Genomic DNA, 24,196 nt, shown 5'->3' with positions numbered 1-24,196 from the left:
CCCGCGCAGCCACGCCGTCCCCACGGCGCCGTGCGGCGGCCGGTCCGCACCCCTGCGGACCGCGCCGTACCGGGGCCGCCGGACGGGTGCGGGCCCGGGGCGGGTCAGTGCGGGTGACGGGCCACCGAGATGTGGTCGCGGGCGATCCGCTCGACGACCGCGTACTCCTGAGCGATCAGGGCGTCGAGCAGCGCCGTGTGCTCGGAGGCGTCGGCCAGCAGCTCGGCCGTGCGCAGCCGGGTGCCGCCGGCCACCGACCAGTGGGCCCGGCGCAGCAGATCCCCGGTGACCTCGGTGAGCCGGCGGTTTCCGGTGAACGCGATCATCGCCCGGTGGAAGCCGTGGTCGGCCTCGGCGTAGCCGGCCCGGTCCCCGCGGGCGGCGGCCGCGACGCCCTCGGCGGCGAGCGGGCGCAGCTCCTCCCAGCGCTCGGGCGGCAGCGCCCGGGCCAGCCGGACGATCGCGGGCACCTCCAGCATGGCGCGGACCTCGGCCAGCTCGGCGAGGTCGCGGGAGCTGCGCTCGGCAACCCGGAAGCCGCGGTTGGGCACCACCTCGACGGCACCCTCGCACGCCAGCTGCTGCATGGCCTCGCGGACCGGGGTCGCCGAGACGCCGTAGCGCTCGGCGAGCACCGGCGCGGAGTAGACCTCGCCGGGGACCAGCTCGCCGCCGACCAGCGCGTGCCGCAGCGCGGCCAGCACCTGGCCACGGACGGAGTGCCGCTGCGGCACGGCGGGGCCGGCCTGCGCGGGCACCCGGTCCCGTGCGCGCGGCTGTGGCTCCGCGGTGCCCTGCTCCATGACGGTCCCTTCTGACGTTCCCAGCACCATAGGCCGCGTCGGCCCCAGCGCAAATCCAGCAGCGGGTCCCGGACAACCTGCGGGCTGAGGACTGGCTCCCAGCGGGCACGGGTAGAGGTTTCCGATAAGGTAAGCCTTACCTATAGACGATCGCGATTCGGTGGTCTCCGCATGTCCGCTGCCCCCGCCGCCCCGCTCGCCCCCCACCCCGTCACCGACGCCTATGTACGGCTCTGTGAGGTGTTTCCCGGACTGCGGGTGACCGCCTGGGACGCGGCGGCCCCCCTCGGCGACGGCTGGGTCCGCGCCGACCGGCTCGCGTGCGGTGGCCCGGCGCTGGACTCCTTCCTCGCCTGGGACGAGGCCCAGATCCTCCGGGACCACGGCCGGACGGCCCGGCCCGACGTCACCGCGAGCTTCGCGCTGCACCGGTACGCCTGGCCGGCCTGCCTGCTGTTCACCGTCCCCTGGTTCCTGCACCGGCGGGTGCCGCGCCTGCCGGTGCAACACGTCGCCTTCCAGCGGGAGCTGGGCAGGATGGCGGTGCGCATCGACACGTTCGGGTGCCTGCCGGACGACCCCGCGGCGGGCCTGCCGGGGGCTCAGGTGGTGGCGGACGAGGAGGCGCTGCGCGCGGAGGTGCGGGCGGCGGTCGCCGAGCACCTCGGGCCCGTACTGGAGGGGTTCCGCGGCCGGATGCGGCGGGGGCCACGGGCGCTGTGGGGCATGGCGTCCGACGAGGTCGTAGAGGGGCTCTGGTACCTGGGGCACCTGCTGGGCGAGGAGCCGCGCGCGGTGGCCGAACTGGAGCTGCTGCTGCCCGGGGCCACCGCGCCGTACGTCGGCGGCGCCGCGTTCCGCACGCTGACCGGCCCGAACGGCGAGGCGCTGCCGACCCGGGACCGCGCCAGCTGCTGCATGTACTACACGCTGCGCCCCGAGGCCACCTGCGTCACCTGCCCACGCACCTGCGATGCGCAGCGCATCAAACGCCTCACCGCAACCACCTGACCCGCACACCACCCGTACGCGTCGCCGATTTCGAACTCAACTCGCGTCACACGCTAAGGAGTTCGAAAATCCGGGCGCCATCTTCCGGCCCCTGGGCCCCCTTGGCGTGCTCTTGCCCCGAAACCCCCTGGGGAAGGGACGGATTCCGCCAGGATGTCGCGCGCAATCGCGTATCCGAGGCAAGGAATCCCTGATGAGAACGACGGACATACCGCTGGGCTGGCTCATTCCGGGCGTCCTGGCGCTCGGCGCCGTACTGGCCGCCGTGGCGCTGGTCGTGCGCGGGCGGCGGGCCGCCGCCCGGGCCGGCACCGAGGACTCCTGGGAGCGCAGCGAGGAGCGCCGGCGCCGCAAGGAGGCCGTCTTCGCCTCCGCCTCCTATCTGCTGCTGTTCTGCTGCGCCGCGGTCGCCGCCGCGCTGTCCTTCCACGGGCTGGTCGGCTTCGGCGTACAGAACCTCGGCCTCACCGGCGGCTGGGAGTACCTGGTTCCCTTCGGCCTCGACGGCGCGGCGATGTTCTGCTCCGTGCTGGCCGTACGGGAGGCCAGCCACGGCGACGCCGCGCTCGGCTCCCGGATGCTGGTGTGGACCTTCGCCGGCGCCGCGGCCTGGTTCAACTGGGTGCATGCACCGCGCGGCCTGGACCACGCGGGTGCACCGCAGTTCTTCGCCGGGATGTCGCTGTCCGCCGCGGTCCTCTTCGACCGGGCGCTGAAGCAGACCCGCCGGGCGGCGCTGCGCGAGCAGGGCCTGGTGCCCCGTCCGCTGCCGCAGATCCGGATCGTGCGCTGGCTGCGGGCGCCCCGTGAGACCTTCGCGGCCTGGTCGCTGATGCTGCTGGAGGGCGTCCGGACGCTGGACGAGGCGGTCGAGGAGGTCCGCGAGGACCGGCGTGAGCGCGAACAGACCCGGCTGCGGCGGCGCGAGCAGGACAAGCTGGACCGGGCCCGTCTGAAGGCCTTCAACCGGCAGCACCGCTCCTGGGGCATCGGGCGAGCCGGCGGCCGCCAGCTGGCCGTGACGCCGGCCGGGCCGGCGCCCGGGGACGTGGCCGGCCCGGACCCCGCCATAGCCGGCGAGGCCCTGCCCCTGCCCACCGGAGACCTGCCCGTGCGCTCCCGCCCGGCCCTCAAGGCCGTGGCGGGCACTGACGCCGAGGCCGGCGGCACCGCGGCCGGCCCCCGGCAGACCGTGGACCTCACCGCCGAGGACGACACCCAGACGCTGCCCCGGCTGGACTCCCTGGAGGAGAAACTCGCCGCGATCGAGCGGCAGTTCGGCTGACCGGTGGCGGACCGCGCCGGCCCGCACCCCCCGACTCCGGTCAGGCCGGTCCGCCGCCCAGCTCGAACCACACACACTTGCCGAGCCCCTCGGTGCGGATGCCCCAGGCATCGGCGAGGGCCCGCACCAGCATCAGCCCCCGGCCGGAGGTGTCCTCCGTCGTGGGCGTGGGTATCTCGGGGCGTCCGGGCGTACCGTCCCGCACCTCCACCCGCAGCCGGTCCCCGACCCGGGCCGTCACCACCGCGCCGCCCTCCGCGTGCACCAGGGCGTTGGTGACCAGTTCGCTGGTCAGCAGCGTGGCAACCTCGGTGAGTTCACCGCCGCCCGGCGCCGTCCAGCGGCTCAATAACTGCCGCAGCTCCCGGCGTACCTCACCGACCGCCCGCAGGTCCGCAGGGCGCACCCGCCGCTCCAGCACTCCCGCCGCGCGTGCGGCCGTCGTCCCCCCGTTCCGGCCCCGCTCGGTCGCGCCGCGCCGTCTCTCGCGCGGTTCTCGCAGTGGGCGCTCCTCCCGCGCTTCCCGCCTCTCCCGGTGGTCCCTCTCCTCGCAGCGCACAGGCTGACGCATGCTCTTCCCCCGCCCCCCAACGGTCGTCGGCGTCCGGTCTCGAACAGCCTCACGCTCAGCATTCCCATCCGATCAGTCGCCATGCTTCCGCCCACCGCCCGATCGCCCGGGCACCCGCGCGCCGGAGGGGCCGGACCGGGCCGCAGTGGGTATGCCTGAGCCGAGCCCCGTCGTGGAGCCCGGCCGCGGGTTCCGGATGCGTCCCGTACGACCGTGAGGAGCCGCTGTGCACGACGACCGACTGCTGGTGGAGGGGCGTCTGGAGCGGGCGCTGGGGCAGTTCATCAGGCCCGCGCAGTACGCGGCACGAGTTCCGCTGCGGCTCGCGGTCTGGCACCCGCCGCGCAGGGGGGCATCCCCGGCTCAAACAGGGGTGAGAGCGTGCGGAACGGCGTCGGTCGAGGCCGCGCTGCGGGCCGCCTACGAGCCCTTCGCGGCCGGGGAGACGTGGGGGCCGCCGTGGTCGACGAGCTGGTTCCGGCTGACCGGTGAGGTGCCCGGCGACTGGGCGGGGCGCCGGGTGGAGGCCGTCATCGACCCCGGGTTCAGCGGCGACGGTCCGGGATTCCAGGCGGAGGGCCTGGTCCACGACGCCGACGGCGTCCCCCTCAAGGGCATCCACCCCCGCAACCGCCACGTCCCGATCGGCTCCCCGGCCCGCGGCGGCGAGGAGGTACGGCTGCTGCTGGAGGCCGCCGCGAACCCCGCGGTGCTACGGGACTTCCGCCCCACCGACCTCGGTGACATCCGCACCGCCCCGGACCGTCCGCTGTACCGCTTCGCCTCGGCCGACCTGGCCGTCCTGGACGAGACCGTCTGGCACCTCGTCCTCGACATCGAGGTGCTCTCGGAGCTGATGTACGAGCTGCCCGCCGACCGCCCGCGGCGGCACGAGATCCTGCGGGCCCTCGAGGACATGCTGGACGCGCTGGACCTGCACGACGTGGGCGGCACCGCGGACGCCGGCCGGGCCGCGCTGGCCGGCGCCCTGAGCCGTCCGGCCGCCGCCAGCGCCCACCGCGTCTCGGCCACCGGGCACGCCCACATCGACTCCGCCTGGCTGTGGCCGCTGCGGGAGACCGTACGCAAGGCCTCCCGTACGTTCGCCAACGTCACCCAGCTCGCCGGGGAGTACCCGGAGCTGGTGTTCGCCTGCTCCCAGGCGCAGCAGTACGCCTGGGTCAAGGAGCACCAGCCGCACATCTGGAACCGCATCAAGGAGGCCGTACGCGCCGGCAATTGGGCGCCGGTCGGCTCGATGTGGGTGGAGTCCGACGCCAATATGCCCGGCGGTGAGGCGCTGGCCCGGCAGCTCGTGCACGGCAAGCGCTTCTTCCTGGAGGAGCTGGGGGTGGAGACCGAGGAGATCTGGCTGCCGGACTCCTTCGGCTACACCGCCGCCTTTCCGCAGCTGGCCCGGCTGGCCGGCGCCAAGTGGTTCCTGACCCAGAAGCTCTCGTGGAACCAGACCGACAAGATGCCGCACCACACGTTCTGGTGGGAGGGCATCGACGGCACCCGCGTCTTCACCCACTTCCCGCCGGTCGACACCTACAACGCTCAGTTCCACGCCGCCGAACTCGCCCATGCCGAACGGAACTTCGCCGACAAGGGCCGGGCCACCCGCTCCCTGGTGCCGTTCGGCTGGGGCGACGGCGGCGGCGGTCCCACCCGCGAGATGCTGGAGCGGGCCCGCCGGCTGCGCTCCCTGGAGGGCTCACCGCGGGTCGACATCGAGCCGCCGGCCCGCTTCTTCGAGGCCGCGCACGCGGAGTACGGCGCGGGCGCGCCCGTCTGGTCGGGCGAGCTGTACCTGGAGTTCCACCGCGGCACCTACACCTCGCAGGCGAAGACCAAGCAGGGCAACCGGCGCAGCGAACACCTCCTGCGCGAGGCGGAGTTGTGGGCCGCGACGGCGGCGGTGCGGGCGGGTCACCCCTACCCGTACGAGGCGCTGGACCGGCTCTGGAAGACCGTTCTGCTGCACCAGTTCCACGACATCCTGCCGGGCTCGTCCATCGCCTGGGTGCACCGGGAGGCGCGGGCGACCTACGCGGAGGTGGCGGCGGAGCTGACCGAGCTCACCGAGAGCGCGCTCGGAGCGCTGGGCGGGCCGGGCGACGGCGCGGTGGCGGACGGACCGGGCGACGGGGGCGACGCCGGGGTGGGCACGGTGTTCAACGCCTCGCCCTACGACCGGGACGAGATCGTCGAACTGCCCGGCCACGACCCGCTCCCCGTCCACGTCCCGGCACTGGGCTCGGCGGTGCTCCGCCCGCCCGGCCCCGACACCCCCGCCCCGCCCCCGCCGGTACGGGCGGAACACGACGCCGACACGGGCACCGTCACCCTCGACAACGGGCTGCTGCGCGTCCGGGTCGACGCCGACGGGCTGCTCGCCTCCGTACGCGATCTGCCCGCCGGGCGGGAGGTACTGGCACCGGGCGCCCGCGGCAATCTGCTGCAACTGCACCCCGACCACCCCACCCGGTACGACGCCTGGGACCTCGACCGGCACTACCGCCACCGGCACACCGATCTGACCGAGGCCGAGTCCATCGGGCTGACCGCGTCCGGCCCGGCGGTCGCGACCGTACGGGTGGCCAGGACATGGGGCACCGCGTCCCGGGTCACCCAGGAGCTGACCCTGCGCGCGGGGGCGCGCCGGCTCGACATCACCACCGACATCGACTGGCAGGAGTCGGAGAAGGTCCTCAAGGCCGCCTTCCCGCTGGACGTACACGCCGAACGGTCCACCGCGGAGATCCAGTTCGGGCACGTCCACCGGCCCACCCACACCAACACCAGCTGGGACGCCGCCCGTTTCGAGATCTGCGCACACCGCTGGCTGCACCTCGCCGAACCGGGCTACGGCGTCGCCGTCCTCAACGACTCGACCTACGGCCACGACGTGACCCGCACCCCGCACCCCGAGGGCCTGGGCACCACCGTCCGGCTGACCCTGCTGCGCGCACCGCACAGCCCCGACCCGCACACCGACCAGGGCCACCACCGCTTCACCTACGCCCTGCTGCCGGGCGCCGGGGTCGGTGACGCGGTCGCCGAGGGCCTGGCGCTGAACCTGCCCCTGCGCACCGCCGCCCCCGCGGCGCCGGTGCCGCCGCTGATCCGGGTCGACCACCCGGCGATCACCGTCGAGTCGGTGAAGCTCGCCGAGGACCGCAGCGGTGATGTGGTGGTCCGGCTCTACGAGTCCCGCGGCGGGCGCGCCGCCGGCACCCTCTCCCCCGGCTTCCCCGTAGAACGGGTCACCGTCACCGACCTGCTGGAGCGCCCACTGCACGACGAGGAGCAGGGGCCGACCTCCGACATCGCGCTCACCCTGCGCCCGTTCCAGATCCTGACGCTACGGCTGCGCCCGCAGCAGCGACGACAGCAGGACGGCCGGTCCGCAACCCCGTGAGGGCGTGGCGGCGGGCCGAAGGGAACGGGCGGGTCTCGGCCGGGCGTCGGGCCCGTGAGGGCGTGACGGCGAGCCCGGCACTTCCCTCCCGCCGCACGTCGCCTCCCGTCCTGTCGGGCTTGTCGTACAGTCCACTCGTGCGCGGGCAAGGTGCCCGCCTTGAAATCTCGGGGGACCGCAATGCGCCCACCCATCCGCTTCGCTACGTTGGCCATAGGCGCGCTGATAACCGCCGCCCTGACAACGGGGTGTTCGCCCTCCAGCAAGGCCTCTGAGAAGGCGTCGGCGGAGAAGACTCAGGATGCTGCTGCAGCAGCGCCGTCAAAGAGGGACGCGACAACCCCCCTCGCCATCGGGGAGACCGGGACGTACTCGGCCGTCGACAGAGCTTCGGGAGCGCGAACGAAGATGTCGATCACGTTCAAAAACGTGAAGACGGTGAGCCCGTCGGAGATCAAAACGACCCACAAGCCGAAGGGCCAGTACATCGTCCTCACGCTCACCGTGAAGAACGTCGGTGACAAGGACGGAGGCTTTCATCCCCGCGGCCTGATGAAGTGGCAGGACACCCAGACGGCGGAGCAGAGCGCCTCCACGCGGGAGACGACCGGCACCGGTCACAACGTCGATGCGACGTACCGGCCTGGTCAGAGCGTCACAGGCGATGTCGTCCTGGACGTCCCGCGGACGGGCGGGAAGGTCATCTTCTACGACTCGGCGGGGACGGCGTCACTGACGTTCGAGTTGCCGGCCGACTAGGGCGGTCCGCCTCTTGCCTGATCCCTTACGGGCAGGAAGGGGACCAGACCCGCCCGGACCAGACCCGCCCGGGTCCGGGCGGAGCGGGCCCGGGCGGACCAGCGAGCCAGGCGGACCGTGGGGGCCGTCAGCCGGTCGGCGCAGGCGGGGCTCCTGCCGGAGGGTTCCGCCGACCCGACCCGGCCCGGCCCCCGCGCCACGGCAGCGGGGTGTCCCCCCCGTGCCCGGCTCGGCCCGGCGCTGCGCGGCAGCAGGGCAGCACGGCATCCCCCGGCCGGACGAACGCCGAAGCCGACCTGAGTTCGGCAGTCCGGGCCGGCCGGCAGCAGCAGGCACCGCCCGTCGGCGGCTTACCGCTCGATGCGGAGGCCCTCCGCCAGTCGGGTGCAACCGCGGTGCCGGGCCCCAGCGCATCGGGCGCGTCCGGGGCGGCGCCGGGCAGCGCGGACTGCTCGGGTTCGTACGAGGGGGAGCAGCCGGTCACTGGTGGTACCGGGAGGAGGTGGGCGGCGACGGGCGCCGGAGCCGCCGCGGACGCCGGGGCACGGCACCGGGCCGGTGCCTTGGCGCCGCGGTCGGGCGCTTGGGGGCCGCTTCCGGCAGTCTTGGGCCATGAGAGAGCGCAGCCCACGCGGCCTCACGGGGCGCGCACCCGCCGGGAGTGAGGCCGGCGCATGAGTTCCTGGCAGCTGGTCGCGGTGGGCCTGGTCATGCTGCTGGGACTGCTCGGCGTGCTGGTGCCCGGTATCCCCGGTCCGCTGCTGGTGTGGGCCGGACTGCTCTGGTGGACGGTTGCCGACACCTCCCCGCTGGCCTGGGCGGTGCTGATCGGCGCCACCGCACTGCTGCTCCTCAACCAGGTTCTGAAGTGGCTGCTGCCGACCCGCGATCTGCGTGCCGTCGGAGCGCCCTACCGCTCGCTGTTCCTGGCGGGTACCGCCGGCATCGTGGGCTTCTTCGTGGTTCCGGTGCTCGGGGCCCCGCTCGGTGCGATCGGCGGCCTCTACGTCCTGGAGCGGGTCCGGCTGGGCAGCCATGGCGCTGCCTGGGCATCGACCCGTACGGTCATGCGCGCCATCGGGACCAGCGTACTGATCGAGCTGTGCGCCTGCCTGCTGGTCGTCGGAGCCTGGATGGGAGCCTTGCTGGGCCGCTGACGCCCCGGCACCGAGGTGCACCCGGCGGCCCGGGCGGCGACGGCTGGCGGAAATCGGAGCTGGCCGGGGGCGGGTCCGGAGCACGCCCCGGCCCATTCCGCCCCCGACTCACCCCGATCACCCGGACTCCCCGGACTCACCAGGACTCACCCGGAAGGCGCACAGCCCGCTACCGCCTCCCCGTCCCCCGCTCGCCCCGCTTCCGCTCCATCATGTGCCGGCCCAGCGCCTGCTTCTGCTTCCAGTCCCGCCGCAGCTCGGCCCGCAGCCGGGCGTCGGTCTTCGCCACGATCCGCTGGTTCTCCCGCAGCAGCTTGCGGTAGCTCTCCAGCCTCCGTTCGGGCAACTCCCCGCCCGCTACGGCCTCTTGCACCGCGCAGCCGGGCTCCGACTCATGCGCACAGTCGTGGAAGCGGCACCCCTCGGCCAGCCCCTCGACGTCCGAGAACGTCCGGGCCAGCCCGCTCTCGGCGTCCCACATCCCCACACCGCGCAGCCCGGGCGTATCGATCAACACCCCGCCGCCGGGCAGCGGATGCAGATCCCGGGTGGTCGTGGTGTGCCGGCCCTTGCCGTCCCGGTCCCGGACCTCCTGCACCACCTGGACGCACTCGCCGACCAGGGCGTTGGCCAGCGTCGACTTACCGGCGCCGGACCGCCCCAGCAGTACGGACGTCCCACCGGCCAGCACGGCACCCAGCGCATCGATCCCCGCACCGGTCGCCGAGCTGACGGCCAGCACCTCGACTCCCGGGGCCGCCGCCGCGGCATCCGCCACCAGGTGCTCCCACACGCCCGGTTCGCCGGCCAGATCCGCCTTGGTCAGCGTCACCAGCGGCTGCGCCCCGCTCTCCCAGGCCAGTGAGACGAACCGCTCGATGCGCCCGAGGTCCAACGGCTCGGCCAGGGAGACCGCGATCACCGCGTGGTCGACGTTCGCGGCGAGGACCTGCCCCTCCGACCGCTTCGACGACGCCGACCGCACGAACGACGTACGCCGCGGCAGCAACGCCCTTACGACACCGTCGACATGGTCGCCCACCCGGCCGTTCGCCAGGTCCAGCACGGCCCAGTCCCCGGTGCACGGCACCCGCATCGGGTCACCGGTCGCCACCAGCGCGGTATCGGCCAACACCGTCCGGACACCGTCGCCGTCGGGCACCACGGCATCCACCCGCCCACGGTCCACGCGGACGATACGGCCGGGCACGAACCCCTGCCCGGCAAAGGGGGTGAAACTCTCCGCGAACCCGTCGTCCCAGCCAAGGGCGGACAGCGGATGCGCAGCAGAAGAGGTGAGGTCGAACAACGGGATGACCCTTCAGGAAGGAGTGATCCCGGCTGCGCGCACGAGGCGCGAGAGAAGAAGCGGAGAAGTCGGGTCAGCCGGAGATCACGGGGGTGAGGTTGATGATCTTCTGGATGCGGGCAACGCCCAGCGCAGTCACAGTCATCGGTCTTCACCTCCCACATTCCTCAACAGCCGACAACGGCAGCCCCGGGCCACCGTCAATGACATCGACGACAGTAGGGCAGCGCCGGGCGACAGCGCCAACCCTTTTCCTGCACCGCCTTGCTCAGCCTCGGCTCTCCGGCGTCATGGCTTCCCCGGGTGAGGAGCTCTCAGCCGACGTCGACCGCGCGAACAACGTGCCCCGCGGCAGCAACGCCCGTACGGCACCGTCGAGATGGTCGTCGCCCGGCCGTTTGCCAGCTCTCGCTCCAGCTTCACCACGACCTCTCACCCATCACTCCCCACCTTCCGTCAAACTTCCCTATTGCGCCGCATGTTAGGGAAGTTTAGAGTCCTTTCATGAATGATCGTTACTACTCGGTGGAGCAGGTCGCCGAGCAGCTGGGGCTTCATGTGCGCACCATCCGGAGCTACGTCCGCGATGGGCGGCTGGCTGCGGTCCGTATCGGCAAGCAGTACCGGATCACGCAGGAGGATCTGGAAGCGTTCACCGGTCGTCCGGTGCCCGCTCCCCCGCGCGAGTCGGCGGGGCGCAAGCGCCATACCGAGGTGTCGAGCATCGTGCAGATCGATGCGGTGAGCCGTGCGACGGCGGACCGCCTGACGACCCTGCTGATGAGTTCGGCCACCCACCATCGCCCGGGCGAGGAGCGCCTCCGCATCGAGACGGCGTACGACGAGGAGCGGGCCCGGATGAAGGTCATCGTCCTGGGCGGGCTGGGCGAGACGGCCCGGCTGTTCGACTACATGGAGGGGGTTCTCGCGTCATGAGCGCGATCTACACGTCCGAGGCCGGCGCGAGCGAGATACAGCGGCGCTACCAGGAGGCACTACGTGCCTGGCCGGTACCCGCCGAGCAGCTCCGGATACCCACCGGTGAGGGCGAGACCTTCGTCCTCGCCTCCGGCCCGAGGGACGCACCACCGGTGCTGCTGCTGCACGGATCGGGCGCGAACACCACCATGTGGCAGGACGATGTCGCCTCCTGGGCGCAGCACTTCCGTACCTATGCCCTCGACGTCATCGGCGAGCCGGGCCTCAGCGCGCCGTCCCGCCCGCCGCTCGCCTCCGACGCCTACGCGCGGTGGCTGGACGAGGTGCTGGAGGGTCTGGGGATCGGGAGCGCCGCGGTCGTCGGGACCTCCCTCGGCGGCTGGCTTGCGCTGGATTACGCCACGCGACGGCCGGAGCGGGTGACGCACCTGGCCCTGCTGTGCCCCGGCGGCCTGGGGCGGCAGAAGTGGGGCTGGATCGCCCGGGCCCTGCTCCTCCGGCTGCTCGGGCGCCGGGGCGTCCACCGCTCGGTGCGGGCCGCCACCGGGCTGGACAGCCCGCAGGCCCGGCCGGTGCTCGACCAGGTGGCGCTGATCTTCACGCACTTCAAGCCGCGCACGGAGCGACTGCCGATCTTTCCCGACGGTGCCTTGCGCCGCCTGACCGTGCCCGTACTGGTGGTGGTCGGTGGGCGCGACGTCCTGTTCGACTCCGCGGACACCGCCCGGCGCGTACGCCGCTGCGTCCCGCACGCGACGGTGAACGTCCTGCCCGAGGTCGGGCACGCGATCCTCGGGCAGACCGATACCGTCACGCGGTTCCTTCGCGACTGAAGAGGGGCGGTGGCCCGGCACCGGGCCGCCGCCCCCGCTCCCCGTCTTCCGCTCCCCGTCCCCCGTCCCCCTCTCCCCCAGCCCCGGCTCCGGCCCCCGCGGGTGATGAAACCCGGACAGAGCGGGCGTAGGCTGTTGTGGACGCCGTATCGCCGCAGGTGAGCGAGGGAGGCGGCGGATGACGGATCCCTATGGCTTCCTCAAGGTTCCCCGGCGGCCCGTTCCGGCGCGCCCCGTCGAGGAGCGGCTGAGCGACTGGACCGAGGTCTACGCGGGGCAGGCGCTGCTGCCGCTGGTGTCCGAGCAGGCCGGCCGGTGCATGGACTGCGGGATTCCGTTCTGCCACAGCGGGTGTCCGCTGGGGAATCTGATCCCCGAGTGGAACGCCTATGCGTCGCGGGGCAGCTGGTTGGCCGCGTCAGAACGGCTGCACGCCACCAACAACTTCCCCGAGTTCACCGGCCGGTTGTGCCCGGCGCCGTGTGAGGACGCCTGCGTGCTGGCCCTCAACGCCGATCCGGTGACGATCAAGAACGTCGAGCAGGCGATCGCCGATGAGAGCTGGGAGCGCGGGTACACCTCGCCGCGTCCGCCGGACCGGCTGAGCGGGAAGAGCGTCGCCGTGATCGGCTCCGGGCCGGCCGGCCTGGCCGCGGCCCAGCAGCTCACCCGGATCGGCCACACCGTCGCCGTCTACGAGCGCGCCGACCGCATCGGCGGGCTGCTGCGCTACGGCATCCCCGCGTTCAAGCTGGAGAAGCACTGCCTGGACCGGCGGCTGGCCCAGATGCGGGCGGAGGGCACCAAGTTCCGCACCGGGGTGGACATCGGTAGCGATCTCGACGCCACCGAGCTCCGACGGCGGCACGACGCGGTGATCGTCGCCGTGGGGGCGATGGAGCAGCGGGAGCTGCCCGTCCCCGGTCGGGAGCTGTACGGCATCCACCAGGCGATGGGCTATCTGACCCTCGCGAACCGGGTCGGGGAGGGCGACTACGCGGTGTCCCCGGTCAGCGCCGCGGGCAAGCACGTGGTGATCGTCGGCGGTGGGGACACCGGCTCGGACTGTCTGGGCACCGCCCTGCGGCAGGGCGCGGCGTCCGTGGTGCAACTGGACATCAACCCGGAGCCGGGCGACACCCGGCCGGACGCCCAGCCCTGGCCCACCTATCCGAAGGTGTACCGGATCTCGCACGCCCACGAGGAGGCCCGGGGCCGGGAGGGGCGGGACCCCCGGCTGTTCTCGTCGGCGACGCTGCACTTCGAGGGGGACGCGGACGGCCAGGTCAGCGCGCTCTGCCTGACGGAGGTGGAACCGACGGCCCGCCAGCCCCGGCCGGGCACCGAGCGGGTGCTCCCGGCCGAACTGGTGCTGCTGGCGCTCGGGTTCTCCGGGCCGCAGCGCGGCGGGGGCCTGACCGGGCAGCTCGGGCTGGTGCGGGACGACCGGGGCGCCTTCGCCCGGGACGCCGGCTTCGCGGCCGTCGTACGGGAGCGAGGCGGGTCCGCGGCCCCCACGGCGGACGGGGTGTTCATCGCCGGCGACGCGGGACGCGGCCAGTCGCTGGTGGTCTGGGCCATAGCGGAGGGACGGGCCGCCGCGGCGGCCACCGACCGCTACCTCAGCGGCTCCACCGCGCTCCCCTCCCCGGTCGCCGCGACGGACCGGCCGCTGACGACCTGACGGCGCGGGCCGGGCACCGGTCGCGGGGGCGCGGCCAGGAGGGACCGGCGGCGCCCTGGAGGGTCGCCCCGCCCGGCCGGACGGTCCGGTCCTGCCGTCAGCGGCCGGGAATGCTGCCGCCGCCGTCCACACACAGGGTCTGTCACACGAAACCTACTCACTGTGAGTGGGCGACGTGCCCGAGGGGACGGCGGTGTGCACCCCGGAGTCGGACGCCGGTGTGCGTCACAGCGCCGGGCGGCCGAGGCCCTGTTCGGCCCAGATGATCTTTCCCTCGGGGGTGTAGCGGGTGCCCCAGCGCTGGGCGAGCTGGGAGACCAGGAACAGGCCGCGGCCGCCCTCATCCTCATCGGCGGCGTAGCGCAGGTGCGGGGAGGTGCTGCTGGTGTCGGAGACCTCGCAGATCAGGGTGCGGTCGTACAGCAGGCGGGCGCGGATCGGACCGGTCGCGTAACGGATGGCGTTGGTGATCAGTTCGCTGAGGACGAGCTCGGTGGTGAACACCATCTCCTCCAGGCCCCACTGCGTCAGCTGCCGGGAGATGTTGGCCCGGGCCTCGGCCACCGCCGCCGGGTCGGAGGGGAGCTCCCAGGCGGCGATCCGGCCCGGGTCCAGCCTGCGGGTGCGGGCGACGAGCAGGGCGATGTCGTCGCGCTGGCGGTCGGGGAGCATCGCGTCGAGCACGGCCTCGCAGGTCTCGTGCGGGGTCCGGGAGGGGTGCGCCAGGGCCGTCGCCAGGGCCCGCAGCCCGGCGTCGACGTCCCGGTCGCGGTCCTCGATGAGGCCGTCGGTGTACAGCACGAGGCTGGAGCCCTCGGGCAGGTGGAGCTCGATGGCCTCGAAGGGCAGGCCGCCGAGGCCGAGCGGCGGCCCGGCGGGGAGGGCGGGGAACTCCACGGTGCCGTCGGGGCGGATCACCGCAGGCGGCGGATGGCCGGCTCGGGACAGGGTGCAGACGCCGGAGGACGGATCGTAGATCGCATACAGGCAGGTGGCGCCCGTGATCCCCACGTCCTCGCTGGACGCGGCCGCCTCCTGGTCGATGCGGTTGACCAACTCGTCGAGATAGCTGAGGAGTTCGTCGGGCGGCAGGTCGAGGGTGGAGAAGTTCTGCACGGCGGTGCGCAGCCGGCCCATGGTGGCGGCGGCGTGTAGTCCGTGGCCGACGACGTCGCCGATGACCAGGGCGACGCGGGTGCCCGGCAGCGCGATGACGTCGAACCAGTCGCCGCCGACGCCGGTCTGTGCGGGAAGGTAGCGGTGCGCCATATCGAGCGCGTTCTGCTCGGGCAGGCCCCGGGGGAGCAGGCTGTGCTGGAGGGTGACGGCCATGGCGTGCTCGCGGGTGTAGCGGCGTGCGTTGTCGATGCACACGGCGGCCCGGGCCGCCATCTCCTCGGCCAGCGACAGATCGCCCTCCTCGAAGGGCGGACGCTCCTCGGTGCGCCAGAAGTTGGCGACGCCCATCAGGACGCCCCGCGCCTGGAGCGGCACGGTGATCAGCGACCGGCACCCGTGGTTGACGATCAGCTGGAAGCGCTCGGGGTCCTGGGCGCGCCACTGGTCGGCCTCCCGCATGTCGGACACCAGGACCGGCCGGCCGGTGACGAAGACGGTGGCCATCGGGGTGATCGGCGGGAACCGGTGGACCTCGCCGGCCTGGTAGAGCGGGTGGTCGTCGGTGAAGCCGGCGAGCGCCACCCGGAGGAGTTCGGGCGCCTCATGGTGCGAGCCGGCCGGCGGCTCCTCACCGTGCAGCACCGGCTCGGCCAGGTCGACGGTGGCGTACTCCGCGAACCAGGTCACCCCGACCCGGGTGAGCTCCTCGGCGGTGCGGCGCACGTCGAGGGTGGTGCCGATGGACACACTGGCGTCGTACAGCAGCCGCAGCCGGCTCTGGGCGGACTCCGCCTTTCCCGCGAGGGCGAGCAGTTCGGTGGAGTCCCGCAGGGTGGCCACGCTGCCGAACGGGCCGCCGTCGTCGTCGGTGGGTCGGATGTTCACCGCCAGCAGCCGCTCCCTGACCGGGAGGACCTCGTCAGTGACCGGGTGCCCGGACGCCAGCAGTTCGGTCGCCCGGGCATCGAGTCCCAGGGCGGTGACCTGGCGTCCCTCGGCGTCCGGGGGCAGGCCGAGGAGCCGGCGGGCCTCGTCGTTGACCAGCACCACCCGTCCGTCCGCGTCGACGATGAGCACGCCCTCGCGCACGGCGTGCAGCACCGCGTCGTGGTGCTCGTACATGCGGGTCATCTCGGCGGGTCCGAGCCCCCGGGTCTGGCGGCGCAGCCGGCGGTTGGCGAGCGCCGAGCCGGCGGTGGCCAGGGCGAGTCCGGCGGCCCCGGCGCCGAGGACGAGCGGCAGCTGCCGGTCGATGGCGCTGCTGACCCGGCGGACCCGCAGTCCGGACGAGACCAGGCCGACGACCCTGCCCTTGGCGTCCATGACCGGGACGACCGCCTGCACCTCGTGTCCGAGCGGGCCGTAGACGCTCTCGATGGTGACGCGCCCGGAGAGCGAGGGCTTGATGGTGCCGACGAAGCGCTTGCCGATCTCGCCGGGCTTGGGGTGGGTGTAGCGGATGCCCTGGCGGTTCATGACGACGATGAAGTCCACGCCGCCGCGTTTGCGGGCGCCCTCGGTCAGTGGCTGGAGCACCGCGCTGGGGTCGGCCCCCTTCAGCACGTCCACCAGGCCGGGGCTGTGGGCGAAGGCCTCGGCCGCGGCGAGCGAACGGTCGCGTGCGCTCTGGAAGCGGTCGCTGCGGGACTGGACCAGCAGGGTGGTCACCGCCGCCACGACGAGCAGCAGCACGATCAGGATCTGTAGGACGAACATCTGGCCCGCGACGCTGCGGTTGCCCGCCAGGGAGCGCAGACGCCGCACCGAGCCCTTCGGCGCGCCGCCCTGCCGCTCACGCCGTTCGCGGCGGCCCGGGCGCCGATCGGGCACCCCACGCCTCGAAGGTGGCCACGAAAAGCGGCGGAGGATTCGGGCCATGACTCATTTGTACCGTGCCGCCAATGGGTCCGAGGGGCACCACGCCGGGGTATCGCGGGGGCGGCAAGGTCAATGCGGGGTCCGGTCACTAATCGATGCTGCCTGTATTCACCATTCAGCGACTTCTTCCGGGACGCGTAGCGGTGCTTCGTGTGTGGTCCGCCGCCGGTCTTCGGTAAGCGGTGGAAGGGCTGCGGCGGGAGGGAGCGGACACGGGCGCCGGGGCGGCTACCGGGCCGGTGGCGGCCCTTTCCGGGGCCGGTCCGGCGGTCCTCGAAGGCGGGTTTCCCGCGAGTCGTACGGGCTGCGGATACGCGGCGGATGTGCGGTGGAGGTGGGACGGATGCGTGGCGGATGAAGATCAGGAAGAAATCCGGGAGATAGCCGACGATATTGCGTGGGGTGCCTGATTCATCGCTCTTCGTAGCTATTTACCGCCGCGTTCTCACCGGGCCGGAGAAGGGCGGGCAGATCGACATTATGGAGAGTTTCTGTGCCGCCCGGATCGGGAATTGCGCCGACTTCGCCCCGATGCGGTGTGCGGTGAATTCCCGGTGTGCGCGGTACGCGGTCGGGGTGGGTGCCTTCCGGCGCTCACCACAGCCGCGGCCGGAGCGTCTGCCCGTCGCGCCGGACCGCCCGCAGCAGCACCATGCCGGTGTCCCCGTAGTCGGGGCAGGTGGGGTCGGCGGGTACGTGGGTGATGCGGAGCCGCTCGGTGTGCGGGGCGAACACCTCGCGGACCACGGCGCCGTCGACCGGGCAGCCCGGCCACCGGGGGGCGGTGCCGATCCGGTACGTCGGCATGTTCTCCATGAAGGCGGCGACCAGGGGGCCGCCGGGCCGTACCGCGGCGACGAAGGTGCGGCAGAGCCCGGCGAACTCCTCGAAGTCCTCGGTGACGCTCTCGGCGACGAAGTTCATCGAGGCCAGGTCGTAGCCGGCGGGGGGCAGGGACCGGACGTCGCCGTGCGTCACCCGGACGCGGGAAAGCGCCTCGGTGAGGGTCGGGGGCAGCGCGGGGTCGAGGTCGCGGCAGAACGCGTAGAAGGCCTGCCAGCTGGTGTCGGGGCCCTGGTCCAGCTGGTCGGTCAGATAGGCGACATTGGCCCGGCTCAGCTCGACCGCGTCCACCCGCCGGCTGACGGCACCGGCCAGCATCAGCGGATAGAGGTTGGGGCCGGCGCCGAATTCCAGCGAGCGGGCAACGCTGCCGGGCGCGAACTGCCGGTAGAAGGCCGAGTGGTGCCGGATGACGGCGGCGTCGCAGGGGTGGATCTCGCGGTAGTTCTCGGCGAGGTAGTCCAGGACCGGCCAGCGGTCCCAGTCGGCGTCGTCATTGCGCACGGGGGCCGGCGAGGTGCCGGTGGGCTCGTTCATGTGCCCTCTTTCGCGGGACGGGGGTCACTGTCCCGGTCCACCGAGCGTACGCCGGGCACGTAGAGGAAGACCAAGGTGACCACGGCGCCCAGCACTCCGGCACCGATCAGGGTGGTACGCACGCCCACCGCGGCGGCGACCGGGGCGGCCAGGGCGTAGGACAGCGGCAGCAGGGAGATCGAGACGAACCACTCGACGCTGGAGACCCGGCCGAGCAGGGCGGCGGGCACCAGCCGCTGTTTGGCGGTGGCCCAGGCGATGAGGCCGGCCGTCTCGAAGCCGTTGACGGCCGCGCAGGCCGCGGCCAATTGCCAGGAGTTGGTGGACAGGCCGTACCCGGCGACCGCGAGGGTGGCCAGCGTCCACGACCCGTACACGAAGGTCATGAACCGTCGGGGCACCCCGATCTGCCCCACGGCCAGGGCCACCAGGACCGCGCTCAGCCCGCCGCTGGTCAGCACCAGGCCGAGGTCCCCGGCGGAGCCCTCCAGCACGTTCTTGACCAGGTAGGGCAGCAGCACCTCGGCCGGGCCGAGGAAGAGCAGATAGGCGAAGGTGGCCGAGATATAGGTCGCCCACAGCCAGCTGTTGGCGCGGACGTACCCCAGGCCCCGCAGGAAGTCCGCCCACACCGAGCCGACCGGTTCGGACGGCGGCGGCATCGGCCGGATGCACAGCAGGCAGAAGACGGAGACCCCGAAGGTGAGCGCGTCGAACGCGAACGCCCCGCCGGTGCCGATCCCCGCGACCAGCACCCCGCCCAGCGCGGTCCCGCCGATCTGCACCGCCGCCGGGCGGACGAACTGGTCGAGCGCGTTGGCCTCGACCAGTTCGGACTTCAGCACCAGGGTCGGCACGATGGCGTCGTACGCCGGCGGGTAGAAGCCCGCCGCGCCGCCGTACACCATCACCACGACGATCAGCTGCCACAGCGCCAGCGCACCGCCGAGGGTGAGCGCGGCGAGCGTCACCAGGCTCACCGCGCGGACCAGGTCGCTGATCAGCATGATCCGCCGGCGGTCGAAGCGGTCGCTGACGACCCCGCCGAGCAGCACCAGGGCGACCTGGGGCACCGCACGGGCCACCCCGACCGCGGACATCGCGGCGGGCGAGCCGGACAGCGTGTAGACCTGCCAGGCCAGGGCGACCAGCATCACGCCGTCGCCCATCAGCGACACACTCATCCCGATCCACAGGATGCGGAAGTCGCGATGGGCCAGCGGGGTGAGCAGGCGTACCCGGCGGGCACGGCCCGCGTCGTCCATGACGCGCATTCAGATCCTTGGGCGCAGTGCGAACCGCTCAGCCAGCGCCGAGATGGCCTCGTTGAGCCGGCTGATGTCGTCGTCGGTGTTCGCGGCGGTGATCTGGAGGCGGATGCCCACCCGGTCGCGGGGGACCAGCGGGTAGGCCGCCAGGGTCACATAGATCCCCTGGTTCCACATGAACTGGCCGACCTCGTCCAGGTCCGCGGCGTTGGCGAGCGGCAGCTCGATGATGGGCAGCCCGCTGGTGTTGGGGGTGTGCACGTCGAGGTGCTGCAGATGGTCCAGGACGCGGGCGGTCCGGTGGTGCAGCCCGGCGCGGATGGCGTCGCCCCGCCGGTCGTTGACGTCGAGTCCGGCGAGCGCGGTGGCCAGGGACGCGGTCGGCGAGGGGCCGGAGTACAGGTAGGGCGCGGCGGTCACCTTCAGGTGGTTCTTCATCCAGGTCGGCAGGGCCAGGAACGCCAGCAGCGAGGAGTACGCCTTGGAGAACCCGGCGACCAGGACGATGCCGTCGTAGCTCTCGCCGAGGTGCTGGACGATGCAGTTGCCGCGCGAGCCGTACGGGGAGGACTCGTCGCCGGTGCGCTCCCCGATGACCCCAAAGCCGTGCGCGTCGTCGATGTAGAGCAGGGCGTCCTGCGTCCGGCAGATGTCCACCAGGTGCGGCAGGTCGGGCAGGTTCCCGGTCATGCTGTCGACCCCGTCCAGGCAGACCAGACGGGTCGCGCCGGGCGGCGCCTCGCGCAGCAGGGCCTCCAGTTCGTCCGGCCGGTCGGCGTGGAAGCGGTGTACCGTCGCGCCCTGCCCCCGGGCCACCAGGCATCCGTCGTAGACGGTGCGGTGCGCCCGCGCCTCGACGAAGATGTGGCCCTCGCCGCCGAGCACGGGGATGACCGACGCATGGATCAGGGTGATGGTCGGGAGCAGCAGGGTGTCCGGCGCGCCGAGCAGCTCGGTGAGCCGGTCCTCGATCTGCGGATAGAGCCGGGGGTTGCCGATCAGCCGGGACCAGCTCGGATGGGTGCCCCAGCGCCGGACCTGGGGATCGATCGCGGCCATGATCTCCGGATCGAGGTCGAAGCCCAGGTAGTTGCACGATGCGAAGTCGATGAGCCAGCGCTCGCCACTGCGCAGATGCCGGCCCTCCACTTCGTCGATGACCGCATCGCACATCGGGTTGGTCTGCCGTAGGCGCTCCAGCTCGCCCCATCGGGGGTCGTGCCGTACACCGCCGTGGGTGCCCAGTTGTCGCACGTGATCCTCCTCCGCCCCGTGCCGGCTCGTGCCCATCGGTTGTGGGTCCGAAGGTGCGGTCCGTGGGCGGGAGCGGGCGGTTCGGTGCTCCGCGACGCTGCCGGCCAGGCACGGTACGCGGTTCGCGTCTGTGCGTTGCAGCAGCTGCTCCGCCTGGTCCGCTGTCATCGGGCGCGCGAACAAGTAGCCTTGCCCGAACCGACATCCCATGGCAGCCAGCCGGTCTCGTTGCTCGACCTCTTCTATTCCTTCGGCGATGACCTGCAGACCGAGGGTGTCGGCGATGCGCACGATCCCCTCGACCAGGGCCACCTGTTGTTTGTCGACACCGATGTCGTCGATGAAGGACTTGTCGACCTTCAGCAGGTCGATGGGGAATTCCCGGAGATAGCTGAGCGATGAGAATCCGGTGCCGAAGTCATCGATCGCGATCCCCACCCCGAGGTCCTTCAGCGCACTCATCACGTCACGGATCTGCTCGTCGGAGTGCATCAGGACGGTCTCCGTCAGCTCCAGCACCAGCGAACCCGGCGCCAGTCCGGACGACCGGAGCACGGCCCGCACTTCGTCCAGGAATCCCGGATCCCGGAACTGCCGGGCGGAGACGTTCACATTGATGCGCAGGGCGTACGGCCGGGGCGCGGCCCGCTGCCACCGGGCAACATGGCTGGCGGCCTGTTCGAGCACCCAGGCGCCGAGCGGCATGATGTGCCCGGTCTCCTCGGCGAGGGCGATGAACTGGTCCGGCGCCACCAGACCGTGCCGGGCGTGCGGCCAGCGGGCCAGCGCCTCGAAACCGGCGAGCTCTCCGCTGGCGATCTCCACGATGGGCTGGTAGCGGACGTCGAACGCCTCGGCGTCGATGGCGCCCTCCAGATGCGCCCGCAGCTCGTGCCGTTCGAGCATCCCGTTGTGCAGATCCGGCTGGTAGCGGCGCCACTGCCGCTTCCCCGCCGCCTTGGCGGCGTAGAGGGCGAGGTCGGCGTGGCCGAGGAGTTCCTCCGCATCGGCGCTGTCCTGGGCGCTGGCGATGCCGACGCTGGCGGAGGTGCTGACCATCTCGTCGGAGAGCCGGAAGGGCTGGTTGAGGTTCTGCACGATCTGCTCGCCGAGCACCTCCGCCTCCGCCGGCCCGCGCGCGCCCTCCATCAGCACCCCGAACTCATCGCCTCCCAGGCGCGCCGCGGTGTCACTGGCGCGCAGCGACCCGGACAGCCGCCGGGCCACCGCGATCAGGAGCTGGTCCCCCACCGAGTGGCCGCTGCTGTCGTTGACGACCTTGAAGTCGTCGAGGTCGATGAAGAGCACACAGGGCACCGTGTCGTTCCGGCGGCCGCGTACCAGGGCGCGTTCGATCCGCTCCAGGAGCAGGACGCGGTTGGGGAGGCCGGTGAGCGAGTCGTGGAAGGCGCGGTGGGTCAGTTCGCGCTCCAGCTTGCGCTGGGCGGTCACGTCCCGCAGGGTCACGACCAGCCCGTGCACGGTCTGGTCGTGCCGCAGATTGCTGCACCGGGCCTCCACGTCGATGAGGGCGCCGCCCCGTTGCAGCACCTGCCAGTCGTCGCGGCTGTCCTGGCCGTCGTCCGCCTCGCGCATCAGCGCCAGTGCGCGCACCGCGCGGTCGGCGTCCTCCTCGGCCATCAGGTCGGTCAGGCGCACCCCGCCGAGCGGGACGCGGCCGAACATCCCCTCGGCGGACGGGCTCGCGTAGCGGATGGTGTTGTCGTCGTCGAGGATCAGGATCACGTCGGAGGCGTTGTGCACCAGGGTGCGGAAGTAGGCCTCGCTGTTGCGCCGGTTGATCTCCTGGCCGAGTGCGACGCGTTCCATCGCCAGGGCCGCCTGCGCGGCCAGGGTCTCGAAGGAGGCCCACCGCTCCGCCAGGCTCTTCTCGATCCCGGCGACGACGAGGGCGCCGGTCAACGAGTCCCCGCCCGGGCCGTTCTTGAGGGCCAGCGGGCACAGCAGGACGCTGGGCAGACCCCCCAGCGCGGCGGCCGCGTCCGCTCCGAGGGTGTCGGCGGGGAGGATCTGCGTCTGCTGGTCCACGAGTGCCGGGCGCCAGGCGCCGGCCGTGTCGTCGGCCCAGTTGAGGGACCAGTCCTGGCGGGACGCGGCGGTGCGCACCGCGGCCAGCCGGCCCCCGCCCGGGGCGAGCGTCAGCAGCGCGACCTCGAAGGGCTCTCCGGTACCGAAGAGCGGGCGGGTCGCGCTCCGGATGGACACCGCGATGTCCTCCACACCGGCCGCGGCCACCAGGGACGCCGCGGCCTCCCGTAGTCCCCGTTCCCGGGTCAGCGCCATCAGGTTCACCGCCACCAGGCCCGACAGGCGGGCGAGGACGAGCAGGAAGAGCACCGCCGAGAACACCGCGATCACCGCCGCGTCGTGCACATCGCCGCGCAATGCCTCGACCAGCAGCGTGGCGGGCGCCATCAGCGAAGCCAGGGCGAGCACGGCGAGCCGCCGCTGGTGGATACCGGGCTGCCGTACGGGAGTCCGCTGGGTCAGTTCCACCATGGACGGATGGAGCGCGGCCAGGCCCCAGGCGGTGAAGAAGATCACCCAGCCGAGGTCCATCGGGGTGCCGACCTGCCAGGTGCCGTTGAGCTGGAGCAGGCCGTAGAGGACGTCGGAGACGAGGATGCCGACGGTGCCGAGGGTGAGGAACTGGACGGCGCGGGTGTGCACCGAACCGGGCGTCAGCAGGCGGGCGAGCATCGCCAACATCAGCACGTCGCCGAGCGGATAGGCGATGGAGATGGTCCGCTGCACCCACGTCATGTCGGCGGCCGTGGCGTACGGCGTGATCAGGTAGTTCCAGGAGAGCAGCGCCAGGCCGGAGGTGAGGATCATCGCGTCCAGCAGGCTGGCCAGGTCGCGGCCGGTCCTGCGGTAGCGGATGAAGCCCAGCAGGCCGGCGGCGAACAGGGGGTAGGTCGCCAGGTAGAAGACGTCGGCCAGGGAGGGGAAGGGATTCTGCTCGTGGAAGAAGGTGTTGAGGACGTTGTACGTGGTGTCACCGGCGGTGAAGGCCAGGTTCGCGGCGGCGAGCAGCAGCCAGGGCCAGGCGTGGGCCGGCCGGTGGAGGCGGATGCCGAGGAGGATGGCACAGACCCCGCCGAGTCCGATCACGGCCCAGGTGAGGGTGTGGGCGGCGGGCACCGTCAGGTAGACGACGGTGGGAGGGATGACCGCAATGACGTAGACGGTCATCAGCTGGTGCGTGCGGGTCAAGTAGGACCGCCTCCTCCCGTTGCCGGACGGACGACGGGGGCGTCTGACGTCCGCAACGCGGGACCCGCCCAGCGGTCTGCCCGGCCACACCTCCTCTGCCATCCCTGCGGGGCTGCAACCCGGCGATTTCTTGATACTATGTCCGTTTTGCCGCATGCGCATGGCAGAACGCTCGGCATATGCATTCCGCATACGCACACGGCCGTACGGACCGACCGCGGCAACCAACGCCACACCACACCCCGTCGTCAGCCATGTCCGGTGCGTGGTCGAGGAGTTCGAGCG

Annotated in this window: 15 protein-coding genes; 8 read left to right on the top strand and 7 right to left on the bottom strand. The window is 72.5% G+C overall.

Going from position 1 to position 24,196, the window contains the following annotated elements; translation table 11 throughout:
- Window positions 1–104: 104 nt before the first annotated feature.
- Window positions 105–803 (bottom strand): GntR family transcriptional regulator, encoded by a 699-nt coding sequence (locus AB0G84_RS28715; protein WP_361326854.1) that lies wholly within the window; start codon window positions 801–803, stop codon window positions 105–107.
- A 171-nt stretch (window positions 804–974) separates the two neighbouring features.
- Between AB0G84_RS28715 and AB0G84_RS28710 the strand changes: the two genes are divergently transcribed.
- Together AB0G84_RS28710 and AB0G84_RS28705 are read left to right on the top strand one after the other, a co-directional pair.
- On the top strand, window positions 975–1,814 hold the full coding sequence (locus AB0G84_RS28710; RefSeq protein WP_361326851.1) for a (2Fe-2S)-binding protein: 840 nt from the start codon (window positions 975–977) through the stop codon (window positions 1,812–1,814).
- A 193-nt stretch (window positions 1,815–2,007) separates the two neighbouring features.
- Complete coding sequence (locus AB0G84_RS28705; protein ID WP_361326848.1) at window positions 2,008–3,099, top strand: DUF2637 domain-containing protein; 1,092 nt, start codon at window positions 2,008–2,010, stop codon at window positions 3,097–3,099.
- A 40-nt stretch (window positions 3,100–3,139) separates the two neighbouring features.
- Here AB0G84_RS28705 and AB0G84_RS28700 read toward each other — a convergent pair whose 3' ends face one another.
- Window positions 3,140–3,505, bottom strand: a complete 366-nt coding sequence (locus AB0G84_RS28700; RefSeq protein ID WP_361326845.1) for an ATP-binding protein — start codon at window positions 3,503–3,505, stop codon at window positions 3,140–3,142.
- A gap of 391 nt (window positions 3,506–3,896) precedes the next feature.
- Between AB0G84_RS28700 and AB0G84_RS28695 the strand changes: the two genes are divergently transcribed.
- From AB0G84_RS28695 to AB0G84_RS28685, 3 genes are all read left to right on the top strand, one after another.
- Window positions 3,897–7,094, top strand: a complete 3,198-nt coding sequence (locus AB0G84_RS28695; RefSeq protein ID WP_361326842.1) for a glycoside hydrolase family 38 C-terminal domain-containing protein — start codon at window positions 3,897–3,899, stop codon at window positions 7,092–7,094.
- Window positions 7,095–7,274: 180 nt separating this feature from the next.
- Entirely contained in the window at window positions 7,275–7,853 is a 579-nt protein-coding gene (locus AB0G84_RS28690) for a DUF4352 domain-containing protein (protein WP_361326839.1), read from the top strand.
- A 674-nt stretch (window positions 7,854–8,527) separates the two neighbouring features.
- Complete coding sequence (locus AB0G84_RS28685) at window positions 8,528–9,010, top strand: DUF456 domain-containing protein (RefSeq protein WP_361326836.1); 483 nt, start codon at window positions 8,528–8,530, stop codon at window positions 9,008–9,010.
- A 169-nt stretch (window positions 9,011–9,179) separates the two neighbouring features.
- On the opposite strand, the gene rsgA is transcribed toward AB0G84_RS28685, so the two are convergent.
- Window positions 9,180–10,319, bottom strand: coding sequence for a ribosome small subunit-dependent GTPase A (rsgA, locus tag AB0G84_RS28680; RefSeq protein WP_361326833.1), 1,140 nt, complete (start codon window positions 10,317–10,319; stop codon window positions 9,180–9,182).
- 504 nt (window positions 10,320–10,823) lie between these two features.
- Here rsgA and AB0G84_RS28675 point away from each other — a divergent pair.
- From AB0G84_RS28675 to AB0G84_RS28665, 3 genes are all read left to right on the top strand, one after another.
- Complete coding sequence (locus AB0G84_RS28675) at window positions 10,824–11,255, top strand: helix-turn-helix domain-containing protein (RefSeq protein ID WP_361326830.1); 432 nt, start codon at window positions 10,824–10,826, stop codon at window positions 11,253–11,255.
- On the top strand, window positions 11,252–12,091 hold the full coding sequence (locus AB0G84_RS28670) for an alpha/beta hydrolase (RefSeq protein ID WP_361326828.1): 840 nt from the start codon (window positions 11,252–11,254) through the stop codon (window positions 12,089–12,091). The genes AB0G84_RS28675 and AB0G84_RS28670 overlap by 4 nt, the downstream gene beginning before the upstream one ends.
- Before the next feature lie 178 nt (window positions 12,092–12,269).
- The gene (locus tag AB0G84_RS28665) at window positions 12,270–13,775 is read left to right on the top strand and encodes a glutamate synthase subunit beta (RefSeq protein WP_361326826.1); all 1,506 of its coding nucleotides are present in this window, start codon (window positions 12,270–12,272) and stop codon (window positions 13,773–13,775) included.
- 225 nt (window positions 13,776–14,000) lie between these two features.
- Here the strand turns inward: AB0G84_RS28665 and AB0G84_RS28660 are convergent, their stop codons facing one another.
- The 4 genes from AB0G84_RS28660 to AB0G84_RS28645 all read right to left on the bottom strand — a co-directional run bounded on the left by AB0G84_RS28660 (window position 14,001) and on the right by AB0G84_RS28645 (window position 23,911).
- On the bottom strand, window positions 14,001–16,610 hold the full coding sequence (locus tag AB0G84_RS28660) for a SpoIIE family protein phosphatase (RefSeq protein ID WP_361326946.1): 2,610 nt from the start codon (window positions 16,608–16,610) through the stop codon (window positions 14,001–14,003).
- 756 nt (window positions 16,611–17,366) lie between these two features.
- Complete coding sequence (locus AB0G84_RS28655; RefSeq protein WP_361326823.1) at window positions 17,367–18,152, bottom strand: class I SAM-dependent methyltransferase; 786 nt, start codon at window positions 18,150–18,152, stop codon at window positions 17,367–17,369.
- Window positions 18,149–19,417: an MFS transporter gene (locus tag AB0G84_RS28650; protein ID WP_361326820.1), complete on the bottom strand. Its 1,269-nt coding sequence runs from the start codon at window positions 19,415–19,417 to the stop codon at window positions 18,149–18,151. Before AB0G84_RS28650 ends, AB0G84_RS28655 begins: the two co-directional genes overlap by 4 nt.
- 9 nt (window positions 19,418–19,426) lie before the next feature.
- Window positions 19,427–23,911, bottom strand: coding sequence for an aminotransferase class I/II-fold pyridoxal phosphate-dependent enzyme (locus tag AB0G84_RS28645; RefSeq protein ID WP_361326817.1), 4,485 nt, complete (start codon window positions 23,909–23,911; stop codon window positions 19,427–19,429).
- Window positions 23,912–24,196: the final 285 nt, after the last annotated feature.

Source organism: Streptomyces sp. NPDC020742, from assembly GCF_040641675.1.
Lineage (GTDB): Bacteria > Actinomycetota > Actinomycetes > Streptomycetales > Streptomycetaceae > Streptomyces.
Note: the sequence above shows the minus strand (reverse complement) of the source record. Positions and strands in the feature narration are given on the sequence as shown.

Excerpts from the sequence above, each read along its gene's own strand:
- AB0G84_RS28715 (WP_361326854.1), bottom strand. The coding sequence starts at position 803 with ATGGAGCAGGGCACCGCGGAGCCACAGCCGCGCGCACGGGACCGGGTG.
- AB0G84_RS28710 (WP_361326851.1), top strand. The coding sequence starts at position 975 with ATGTCCGCTGCCCCCGCCGCCCCGCTCGCCCCCCACCCCGTCACCGAC.
- AB0G84_RS28705 (WP_361326848.1), top strand. The coding sequence starts at position 2,008 with ATGAGAACGACGGACATACCGCTGGGCTGGCTCATTCCGGGCGTCCTG.
- AB0G84_RS28690 (WP_361326839.1), top strand. The coding sequence starts at position 7,275 with ATGCGCCCACCCATCCGCTTCGCTACGTTGGCCATAGGCGCGCTGATA.
- AB0G84_RS28685 (WP_361326836.1), top strand. The coding sequence starts at position 8,528 with ATGAGTTCCTGGCAGCTGGTCGCGGTGGGCCTGGTCATGCTGCTGGGA.
- AB0G84_RS28675 (WP_361326830.1), top strand. The coding sequence starts at position 10,824 with ATGAATGATCGTTACTACTCGGTGGAGCAGGTCGCCGAGCAGCTGGGG.
- AB0G84_RS28670 (WP_361326828.1), top strand. The coding sequence starts at position 11,252 with ATGAGCGCGATCTACACGTCCGAGGCCGGCGCGAGCGAGATACAGCGG.
- AB0G84_RS28665 (WP_361326826.1), top strand. The coding sequence starts at position 12,270 with ATGACGGATCCCTATGGCTTCCTCAAGGTTCCCCGGCGGCCCGTTCCG.
- AB0G84_RS28660 (WP_361326946.1), bottom strand. The coding sequence starts at position 16,610 with ATGTTCGTCCTACAGATCCTGATCGTGCTGCTGCTCGTCGTGGCGGCG.
- AB0G84_RS28655 (WP_361326823.1), bottom strand. The coding sequence starts at position 18,152 with ATGAACGAGCCCACCGGCACCTCGCCGGCCCCCGTGCGCAATGACGAC.
- AB0G84_RS28650 (WP_361326820.1), bottom strand. The coding sequence starts at position 19,417 with ATGGACGACGCGGGCCGTGCCCGCCGGGTACGCCTGCTCACCCCGCTG.